The organism is Bradyrhizobium sp. Kon58 (assembly GCF_055807455.1).
The window spans coordinates 1-253 of sequence record NZ_JBVVOT010000542.1 but is presented as its reverse complement, the minus strand read 5'-3'; the positions used below and the strand labels follow the sequence as shown (position 1 = coordinate 253).

At 61.3% G+C, this 253-nt stretch carries 1 protein-coding gene; it reads right to left on the bottom strand.

All coding sequences use genetic code 11. The annotated features are described in order from the left end of the window. A partial coding sequence (locus AC0L20_RS41425; RefSeq protein WP_473295899.1) for a DUF2946 family protein occupies nucleotides 1-253 on the bottom strand: 253 nt, incomplete at both ends.

The following is a 253-nucleotide window of genomic DNA, read 5'->3' as shown; positions in this document are numbered from 1 at the left end:
GCCCCCTCCCACATGTTGATCTTCAACAGGCTTCAGATTTGGGCAGTGCGTAGCTTTTCGCTGCGCCCACGCAGCCATTCCAGGGTCAGCCAACCCTTTGTCGGAAACTGCCGGCCGGCCGCCGTCGACTGAACAGAACTGGCCGCCGATGCCATTGAGCTGTTGGCCCATCATCTGTCCGTGCCCCAACCCGCACGCGAACAGGTTCACCAGTACGCAGAAGTACAGGGCCCAGGCGATCAACGCACGGTCA